The organism is Candidatus Competibacter denitrificans Run_A_D11 (assembly GCF_001051235.1).
Lineage (GTDB): Bacteria > Pseudomonadota > Gammaproteobacteria > Competibacterales > Competibacteraceae > Competibacter_A > Competibacter_A denitrificans.
Window position 1 is genome coordinate 1 of sequence record NZ_CBTJ020000105.1, and the last position, 1207, is coordinate 1207.

Genomic DNA, 1207 nt, shown 5'->3' on the forward strand with positions numbered 1-1207 from the left:
TGCCGAGATTCGGGCTTTTCTGGAAAAGCTCCAAGAGAAGCTGGGCGATCTCACGCCGGTCTTTCGGGATCTGGGCGAGTCGCTGCTGATCTCGCATCGGGAACGGTTTAACCGAGGCATCGGCCCGGATGGTGCACCCTGGCCCGCACTATCCCCACACACCCACAAGAAAAAGAACCAAGACAAACTGCTGGTACTCGATGGCTGGCTACGGCAACTGAACTACCAGGCGAGCGGCACAGAATTGCGGCTGGGCACGGATCGGCTCTATGGCGCCACCCATCAATTCGGCGATCCCGACCGACACATTCCCGCCCGACCCTTCCTGGGTCTGGATGAAGGGGAGCGTGCAGCGATTTTGGCGACCTTGGCGGACTGGTTGGCCGACTAGCCGTATCTCGCCGTCGCCTCTATCGCGTAACCCCTTTTAAAACCCTTTTAACTCGTCGTATTTTCGATTTTCCAGCCGAAGGAATACCGAAGGTGCGGTTTGGGTGGAAAACGCCTTAAATCGCTTATTTTGCGGCATGGCTCTTTCCAGTCATTTTTTAAGGTCGCTTAAAAGTCGCCCGGAGAATTGCTCGGCATACTGCCCGGCATGATCGCCAAGCCACTGCAAATCTTTTACGCGGGCACCCACACCGCTGTTTCCGGCCACACCGCCACGTTTACGCTAGATGACGTAAAAGCCACGGCGGCAGCGTATGACCCGTCCCTGCTCGAAGCGCCGCTGGTTGTAGGGCATCCGGTCCTTGACGACCCTGCCTATGGCTGGGTGCAGTCGCTGCACTTATCCGGCACCGTGCTCGAAGCGACACCGCGCGCCGTCGATCTCGACTTCGCGCAGATGGTCAACGATGAGCGCTTCAATCGGATCAGCGCGAGCTTCTTTCGCAAAGATGCGCCCGGTAACCCGGTTCCCGGCACGTATTACCTCAAGCATGTGGGTTTTTTAGGCGCCGCGCCGCCTGCCGTGCGTGGATTGCGCAAACCCAGCTTTGCGCTGGCCGCCGAGGCCGACACGATTACCCTCGAATTCGCTTTATCCCCTTCGGAGATGATGACCGTGACTGAACCCGTTTCTGTCCCGCAGACCCCGCCGCCTGCAACGCCTACTGCATCGCCAAGCGTCGATTTTGCCGCACGCGAAGCCGCTATTGCCTCGCGCGAAGCCGCTATTGCCTCGCGCGAGGCAACTCTTAAAGCA

1 protein-coding gene and 1 pseudogene are annotated in these 1207 nt (G+C 58.9%); both read left to right on the plus strand.

The window, feature by feature from the left end:
* Positions 1-391, plus strand: a 391-nt coding sequence (locus BN873_RS16635) for a phage virion morphogenesis protein (protein ID WP_102047060.1), incomplete at its 5' end; no start/stop codon positions are given.
* Positions 392-577: 186 nt separating this feature from the next.
* Positions 578-1207, plus strand: a pseudogene (locus BN873_RS16640) (hypothetical protein); the annotation flags it as partial.